Origin of the sequence: Mongoliibacter sp., assembly GCF_007692705.1 — a bacterium.
Lineage (GTDB): Bacteria > Bacteroidota > Bacteroidia > Cytophagales > Cyclobacteriaceae > Mongoliibacter.
On the sequence record NZ_REBN01000246.1, the window covers coordinates 1 to 8,120 of the forward strand.

Annotated in this window: 9 protein-coding genes; 5 read left to right on the forward strand and 4 right to left on the reverse strand. The window is 37.9% G+C overall.

Translation table 11 applies throughout. The annotated features are described in order from the left end of the window. Positions 1–136 precede the first annotated feature (136 nt). Entirely contained in the window at positions 137–2,161 is a 2,025-nt protein-coding gene (locus EA341_RS17090) for an LTA synthase family protein (RefSeq protein WP_293016384.1), read from the reverse strand. Between the two features lie 261 nt (positions 2,162–2,422). Here EA341_RS17090 and EA341_RS17095 point away from each other — a divergent pair, with 261 nt between their 5' ends. The 5 genes from EA341_RS17095 (at position 2,423) to EA341_RS17115 (ending at position 5,086) form a co-directional block, all read left to right on the forward strand. After that, positions 2,423–2,968: a methyltransferase gene (locus EA341_RS17095; protein WP_293016385.1), complete on the forward strand. Its 546-nt coding sequence runs from the start codon at positions 2,423–2,425 to the stop codon at positions 2,966–2,968. A 201-nt stretch (positions 2,969–3,169) separates the two neighbouring features. Continuing rightward, on the forward strand, positions 3,170–3,445 hold the full coding sequence (locus tag EA341_RS17100) for a DUF3253 domain-containing protein (RefSeq protein WP_293016386.1): 276 nt from the start codon (positions 3,170–3,172) through the stop codon (positions 3,443–3,445). 31 nt (positions 3,446–3,476) lie between these two features. Continuing rightward, positions 3,477–4,130 carry a peptide-methionine (S)-S-oxide reductase MsrA gene (msrA, locus tag EA341_RS17105; RefSeq protein WP_293016387.1) on the forward strand — a complete coding sequence of 218 codons (654 nt, stop codon included), beginning with the start codon at positions 3,477–3,479 and terminating at the stop codon, positions 4,128–4,130. Positions 4,131–4,187: 57 nt separating this feature from the next. Beyond that, the gene (locus EA341_RS17110) at positions 4,188–4,697 is read left to right on the forward strand and encodes a DUF4920 domain-containing protein (protein ID WP_293016388.1); all 510 of its coding nucleotides are present in this window, start codon (positions 4,188–4,190) and stop codon (positions 4,695–4,697) included. 149 nt (positions 4,698–4,846) lie between these two features. Continuing rightward, positions 4,847–5,086 carry a hypothetical protein gene (locus EA341_RS17115; protein WP_293016389.1) on the forward strand — a complete coding sequence of 80 codons (240 nt, stop codon included), beginning with the start codon at positions 4,847–4,849 and terminating at the stop codon, positions 5,084–5,086. Between the two features lie 906 nt (positions 5,087–5,992). Here EA341_RS17115 and dprA read toward each other — a convergent pair. The 3 genes from dprA to EA341_RS17130 form a co-directional block, all read right to left on the reverse strand. Beyond that, the gene (gene dprA, locus EA341_RS17120; protein ID WP_293016390.1) at positions 5,993–7,117 is read right to left on the reverse strand and encodes a DNA-processing protein DprA; all 1,125 of its coding nucleotides are present in this window, start codon (positions 7,115–7,117) and stop codon (positions 5,993–5,995) included. Further along, complete coding sequence (locus EA341_RS17125) at positions 7,098–7,451, reverse strand: MerR family transcriptional regulator (protein ID WP_293016391.1); 354 nt, start codon at positions 7,449–7,451, stop codon at positions 7,098–7,100. The genes dprA and EA341_RS17125 overlap by 20 nt, the downstream gene beginning before the upstream one ends. Before the next feature lie 137 nt (positions 7,452–7,588). Next, the gene (locus EA341_RS17130) at positions 7,589–7,927 is read right to left on the reverse strand and encodes an L-rhamnose mutarotase (RefSeq protein WP_293016392.1); all 339 of its coding nucleotides are present in this window, start codon (positions 7,925–7,927) and stop codon (positions 7,589–7,591) included. Between the last annotated feature and the right edge of the window lie 193 nt (positions 7,928–8,120).

Sequence of the window (8,120 nt, forward strand, 5' to 3'; positions counted from 1 at the left end):
TAACATTTAACAATTAACATTTAACATTTAACTTTAACCTTTACCAATCTCCAGTTCAGTTTATCAATTAAACAACCCTACCTACGGCAGGCAAGTACACAATTAAAAAATCCCCCAAAACCCACTCCTCCCCAATCTATTGTGGTAAATATACCCTGAGGCTATCCGGGATTATCTGGTTATTTTCAGTAGCAAAACGATTGGAACTTTTGTAATTTTCAAACTCCGCTTTCAACTTATCCTTAATGGCATTGTCATATATGGGATCCAAATTCATATTATCGGATAATTTATACAATTGATCATCAGACAATACATACTCCTCTGAAATGTAATCGATCAATTGATTTTTATTCCGCATCAAAGGGTTGGAAATCCTGGATTGAAACACTGCTGAGGTATCCATCACATACCCTTTCCAAGAGACCATGGGAGGAAGGTTCATCTCATACCTGTTCGAAAGCATTGACAACAACGATGGCGTGATTTCAAAATGAGTACTCACACCATGGAATCGTCGGGGTTCTTTGAGTTTGGGCGAATAAATAATAATAGGGACATGGAACCTGTCGATGGTAGAGGACATAGGTACTTCGGGCAACCTATGATCACCTGTCAGAATGAAGATGGTATTTTCATACCTAGGCATAGTTTTGTATTCTTCAAAAAACTCCTTGATGGCTTCATCTACATAGAGTAAACTGGCATACATGCTCCTGTATTTCATGTAATTTTCTACCTGATTACTTGGTATTTTGAGTGTTTCAGCCAAATACTTAGAAAGCATACTGAAGTACTTTTCTTCATTGGGTATGATAAATGGATCATGGGAAGTCTGGGTTTGGAATATACTGACTTGCAATTGATCAGGATCCCGTGGTAATTTCCTCATTCCATTTTCAAACATAGCCTTGTCAGGATATCCCCAAGAAAACCCCGATTTGGAAGGAGTTTCTTCAAAATCATCATCGAAAGAACTCAAATCCAAAATCCTATCTACTTTTTGGTAACTTAAAAATGTACCCACATTGTCGAAATTTTTATCCGCTCCGATATGATAATTGGTAAAGTACCCATTATGCTTCATCAGTGAAAGAAATGTAAAGTGACTTGGTAAATCAGGGGCAAGCTCCATGAAACCATTTCTCCCATATGGCAGTGATCCAAATATACCTGTCAATACCCCGAAAGTCCGACCTGTGGTGGACATCCCGTTTTTCCAGTAAAGACTGTGTTCACTTAGACTATCCAGGAATGGTGTAAAACTTCCCAAATACGCATCTTCACCTGAATAAGCCTTTCCCATTCCTTCAATAATGACAAAAACGATATCCGGCTGCTCGTCAAACTCTTCGAAATGAGGGCCCAAAACATCGGGATAATCATTCCCATGTAAAAAAGGATAATTGGTGTCTACGAACTGCTTTTGAACCAGTAGCTGCTCATTTCCTTTATCAGCGAGGAAAAAATCAAAATACAGATAATTTTGGGATGTGAAATAGCTGTACGACTGATCATAAAAATAGTAAGATTTGTTGACCACAAGAAAATTGTCAAGCTCAGAGCTGTATTTTTTTTGATCAAATCCAAGGATATAAAAAAGTAAAATATAGAGGTAACAAGTGATGGCAAACACCTTTGCTACTTTGAATGAGACTGGGATCCACTTTCCAAATCCCGTAATGAAATAGGCAATGGGTAATCCTATCAATATCAAAATGATGTTCAAGGCATTAAGCTCCCCTGAAGCCTTGAGGGTGGATATGATATCATTAAAGGAATATGCATATAGGTCTTGCCCCAATGGCAAGAGCATTTTGGTGAAGTAAAAAAACAAACCTGCCTGCAGCAAAATCAATATAGTCATACAAACCTGTACGAAAATGTTGGCAAACCTTGGGAAATACAGGTTACTGATCAGGTGAATGAAAAATAAGAGGCCCAAGATGTAGAATGCCCAGGCAAGGTCATAAACTAGGCCTTGGGCAAAAATATAGACTTGACTTTTGTCCAAATCATGGATACTGAAAACAGTCAGCACTTCGACAAAGCGAAGCAGTATAATAAGTATAATAAATGAAAGGCCTAACTTCCAAAACCTGATAAATCCATTTCGGATGGTTTCCAGTAAATTAGAACCTATTGGGGTGCTGTGGGACATATAAAATGCTACTCTTTTTTATTGGGGCTTTATAAATTTATCAGGTTTCATTTTGATACACTTGGCGTATAGGATTCAGTGACTTTTGCCAATTGAAATAACTTTATTTGGAGTCCAAGCCATATGAAATCCAGTCAAAACAACCTAAGCAAACGACATTTATTGTACATTTTAACCAATTGAAATGAATTCTGATGCTTAATCTTTTTTACCGCTAAATCTTTTTCGAAAATACCTATATTGCACAATTAAACAATTATTATGCGAAATAAAGGCACTTTATTAAAAGAGTTATATACCAATATCTCCACTACCGGAGCCATTACCTTTAGCTCCAAGCCCCTTGTAGACAAAATGCTATCCTATGCTGATTTTATTGGCGCAAAAACTATTGTAGAGCTTGGAGGAGGTGATGGAAGTATCACAGCCGGAATCATTGAGAAAATGGATAAGGACACCACACTTCTGGTTTTTGAGGTGAATGAGTATTTCTGTAAAGAAATGGAAAAAGCTTATCCACAATCTAATATCAAGATTATCAATGACTCAGCCGCAAACATTGACAAATACCTGAATGGAACCAAGGCAGACCTTATATTTTCCTCTCTTCCCTTCAGTCTGATCGATAAGCCTACCCGAAAAGAGATTTGTGAAAAAAGTAGAGATTATCTCCTTCAGGAAGGAAAGTTTATTCAAATCTGTTATTCCTACTTATTGAGATATCAGTTTAAAAACTACTTCAACGAAATAGAGACTCACTTCACACTCAAAAATTTCCCGCCTGCCTTTATAATGGTTTGCAATTGATTTTTGATTCCTTTTTTCAAAATTCTAAATGAGGAGTAGTCAGCCTTGTGCTTATTTTTTGCTTATCAATATTATACTGAGTAGATTTCTATTCTAGATATTTTAAGTGGAGGACTTGGTATGGTTCTGGCCTGATTCTATAATTATTCTTAATTTGGATATTGCTGTAATTGTGGATGTCCGGATAAAACTTTAACCCAAATGGATTTTCCGAAAAACTACATCGAACCCAACATACTTCGCTTGGCCATTTTGGAAATGATACGTATGAAAGGAAATAGCGCTTTCTGTCCTTCGGAGGTAGTGAAGTGGATGTATCCAAATGCCTGGGAATATTTTATGGAAGAGGTTAGGACTGAAATGATGCAACTATATAGGTTGGGGAAAATTAGTGTTACCCACAATGGTAAACCTTTGGATCTAGGAAAAAAGCCTGAAGGATCTGTAAGGATTTCAGGTATAAGGGAAACTCTTTGATACATTGTTTGTTCTTAAAAGAAAAAACAACATGAAGCTTCTTTCCATTCTATTGCCCCTCTTCATTTATGCCGGTACAGCTTGTGGGCAGACTTCATCTCAAAAACAAAAAAATATGCAAGACATACCACAAACGACAGTTGACGTACCAGAAGGCATGGAAATCGCAACTCTTGGCTCAGGATGCTTTTGGTGTATAGAGGCCATCTACCAAGACCTAAAGGGTGTTACCGAAGTCAAATCAGGATACAGTGGAGGACATATATCCAATCCGGCTTACCGACAGGTGACTTCAGGTACTTCTGGTCATGCTGAGGTGATACAGTTTTTCTACGATCCTAATGTGATCAGTTTTCAGGATATTTTGGAAATCTTCTGGTCTACACACGATCCAACTACACTCAATAGGCAAGGGGCAGATGTAGGTCCTCAATACCGATCAGCTGTTTTTTACCATTCTGAAGCCCAAAAAGAGCAGGCGAAAATCCTTAAAGAAAAACTGGATGAGTCGAAGGCTTTTCCCAGACCAATTGTGACTGAGATAACACCGTTCAGCAACTTTTATGTAGCAGAAGATTACCATCAAAATTATTATAAAGATAATGGGATGCAGCCCTATTGTCAGGTAGTCATTAGACCAAAATATGAGAAATTCAAGCAAGTCTTTGCTGACAAGCTGAAGTAAGTTGCAAAGGTTCATTTGATTATTAGGCTAAGTGTATTTAGTTTTAAAGAAAAAATTATGAAAAAGTCCATCCTCATTTTATCAGCAGTTGCATGTACTGTTTTTGCATGTGAGCAGAATAAATCAAATGATACTGATACGACGCATGAAGAACTCACGACAGACATTCCTGTGGGAGTTTTTGGTGCAACAATCAATGAGTCAGAAATCACGCCACTCACCACCTTGGTAACAGTATTGGAGGAAGAGGAAGAATTCCATGGGAAAGTAATGGGTGAAATCAGGGAAGTTTGTGCGAATAAAGGATGCTGGATGACCCTAGACCTTCCCAATGGCGAAACGATGCGGGTCACTTTCAAGGATTATGGTTTTTTCGTACCTACAAACTCTCAAGGCTATCCAGTTGTCATTGAAGGTGTAGCTAGTAAGAAAACTACAGACGTTGAAACCCTAAGACATTATGCTGAGGATGCAGGTAAATCTGTAGAAGAGATTGAATCAATCACATCGCCAAAAAAAGAATATGCATTTGAAGCTGTAGGTGTCATAATAAAAGATGACGCCTGAGTTTTTTGATTGGGATTTATCTTCACTGAATCAAATACCGATATCAATTATTCCGAAATTTTGGGGAAAAACTACATTGAAACACATACCTAAGCCTTGATGGATTTTTGGTTTTTGCAGGGTTTAGAAATAGAAATTTAAATACAGAGATGGCAATAGCATTGGACAACCTGCGGGTAGGAAGAGTATATGATTTCCAAAATAATGGAGAAATGCGAAGATTGATGATTCTAGCTAGGCTGTCAGGAGATAATTTTAAAGTAAAGGATATGGATACCACTGAGGAGTACACCATAGAAGAATTATTGAGGTGGGGGAAAGGTAAAGACTACGAATTGGATGAAGTAATTGACAGTTCGGGCAGGGGTGTTGTGCCCAGAAGATTCTAGGCAGTCTTAGAAATAAATAACCTTTGGGGAGTTAAAAACCCCAAAGGTTTTTTTACGGTTAAAAATCCATTTTACCTGTGGTTGAAAAATTTGTATAATTCCTGAGGGGGACAGAACCTATCCCGATTTCGGGATAATCACAGATGTTTTGTTGGAGGCTGTCGAAATATCGATTATATATATTCTTTTGGATAACTACTAGGGATCAGTTAAACAATTAATCAATTACACAATTGAACGTCTTGTCCCCGATGGCTGTGCCTTCGGACCCTTGGTATTGAGCTTTCAGCTCTTTAGCCTTCCTCCGGCTGTACCCTCGCCGCAGTGAGTGTCTCACTGCTTTTATAACTTCACCCTCTATCACTTCATTATTCGAAACCTGTCCGACCTTCAGGTGGATTCATCATTGGATATTCGATATTCAAAATTCTTCATTTTCAATTTCCAATTCTCTACTAATCACTCCTCACTATCTCCCTTCCCTGTTTTTGGCGAAAAGCCTTTTTCACCATTACCCTTTATGCGGCCAAAAATAAACCATCATTAACCGCCTCTTTACCCCGGGTGGCTACCCGGGGCTAATAAACATTTGATCCCGTCCGACTGGATGTCATCCGGGCGGGCCCTTCAGGATCATTCATTAACCATATTCTTTCGCATCACTATGAGTGATCAGTTAAACAATTAATCGATTAATCAATTAAACCCATCCTCAATCTCCAGTTCAGTTAATCCAATTACGAATTACGATTGACGAATTACGTCCAACTGGATAATCTGGGCGGGCAGGTCGCCTTTTTGAGTTAAACAATTAATCAATTAAATTTCCTCTGCCCCTACAATTAACAATTAACATTTAACCTTAAACAATTTCCAGTTCAATTAAACTATTTGACAATCACACAATCAAACCATCAACCTATATTTTTTACCAGGAAAAGATTTTATAATACCCTCAAATTCAAGGTTTAAAAGTACTGATGCTAAAGTTGAGATTGATATTTGAGTAAGCAATGCCAATTGATCAATCTCCATTTCTTTCTTGTCTTTTAGCAGACTGAGAATCTTTCTTTCATCGCCTTCAAATTTCTCCAAATCCAAGACATTTATTTTATTATCATTTTCAGCACTTCCCGTTTTTGACCAGGATAAGGCCTCCTCTAAGTCCTTTGGGCCAGTGTATATGGATGCCTTCATTTGTTTGATCAGCTGATTGCAGCCTTCGCTATAGGTAGCCTGCAAATTGCCAGGCACAGCAAATACTTCTTTATTGTAGCTGTAAGCAATTTCTGCTGTAATCAAGGCGCCTCCTTTTTGGGCAGCTTCCACTACTATCAATGCATCAGAAAGGCCTGCAATAATTCTGTTTCTTTTTGGGAAATTACTGGGGTGCATCACTGTTCCGGGTGGGTATTCACCAGCCAAACCACCTTCCTGCATCATTTCAAGGGCTGTGTTTTTGTGGATAGAAGGATAGATTTGGTCTACTGATGAACCTAAAATGGCCACAGTAGGCAATTGGTTAGATAAAGCTGCCCTGTGGGCTTCTATATCTATCCCATAAGCTAATCCGCTGATGATCAATGGAGAGTAAGGGCTTAAATCATCTACAATTTTCTTGGTGATGCTCCTGCCATAATCACTGGCATTTCGGGTGCCCACTATACCTACTGTGCGTGACACGTTGAAATTAACTTTCCCTTTAACAAAAAGTACCATAGGACAATCGTCCATTAACTTCAGTCTAGTTGGAAAATCCTTATGAGAAAAACTGAGAATTGTAATTCCTTTTTTCTGACAATTGCAGATGATTTCTTCTGCATTCCTTAAAAATATATCTTTATTTTTTCTGAGAGACAAAAGCCCCTTGCTTACCCTTGGGATTTTTAGAGCCTTTCCTGAGGGCATTTCGAAAAAATTGCGCGCTGAACCTGTATATGCAATGATGTTCCTGAAGATCAATGGACCGATCTTAGGAATAAAATTTAGCGCAAGCTCATACTGTATATCTTCATTGATCGCTGCTGACATGCATGGTATCTCTGATTTCAATTAAAAAACGCTTGATCTGATGCAAACGGTCAACCATGGCTACCTTGTCAAAAACTTTTTCCTGATTGCCCTTAATTACTTCCTGAGCTCCTTGAAGGGTATACCCTTTGATTTTCACCAATTGATAAATATACCTGATCTTCTCTATATCATCCTTTGTAAATCTTCTGTTACCTTTCTTATCTTTTTTGGGTTTGATGATGTCAAATTCTCCCTCCCAATACCGGATAAGTGAAGGGGCTACCTTAAAAATAGCGGCAACCTCCCCAATGGAGTAATACTTCTTTTCTATTTCTTTCTCTTTGTAAGGCACGACTTAAGAACTTTTGGTTTACTTAAAATTAACAACAATGATGCAAACTCATTTATTTAAAGTTAATTCATTACTTTTTAAAATAAACTAATTTCGCATTAAAAAGCTATAAAAAACTGATTATCAGTGAAATAATTTTAACTATCCAAATCAAATATTAACTCCATCAATTGCCATTTTTCTCCAGGTAAGGTTCCGGGTAAAGCTTTCTGATATTGCCACATCTGGCTTTCCCACTCTTGAACTTTTGGGTTTTTTTCATCCATTTCAGCCTTCTTCTCAAAAGAAAAATCATCCTCCGTTTCCATTATCATGAAAAGTCTTGTCTTCCATCTGTATAGCTGCATGGACAGGATGCCACTTTCTTGAATACTTTGTGCAATTTCTGGCCAGATTTCTTTATGATGTTTTTCATACGCGGCAATCCCTTCAGCATCATTTTGCAGGTCTAAGGCCAAACAGTATCTTTTACTCATCTTTTATATATTATTTTTCAAAGTGAAAAATACGGAGACTGATCAAGATTGCATCATTTACCCACCTAAAACTTGATTTCCTTACTTTTTTATTACCTCCCAACCTCAAGTCCAACCCGACACCCATCCCATATTTCTACTATATCCCGAATCGCTTCACTCTCGGGACCTTCGCTAAAGCTCCGGTTTCCAC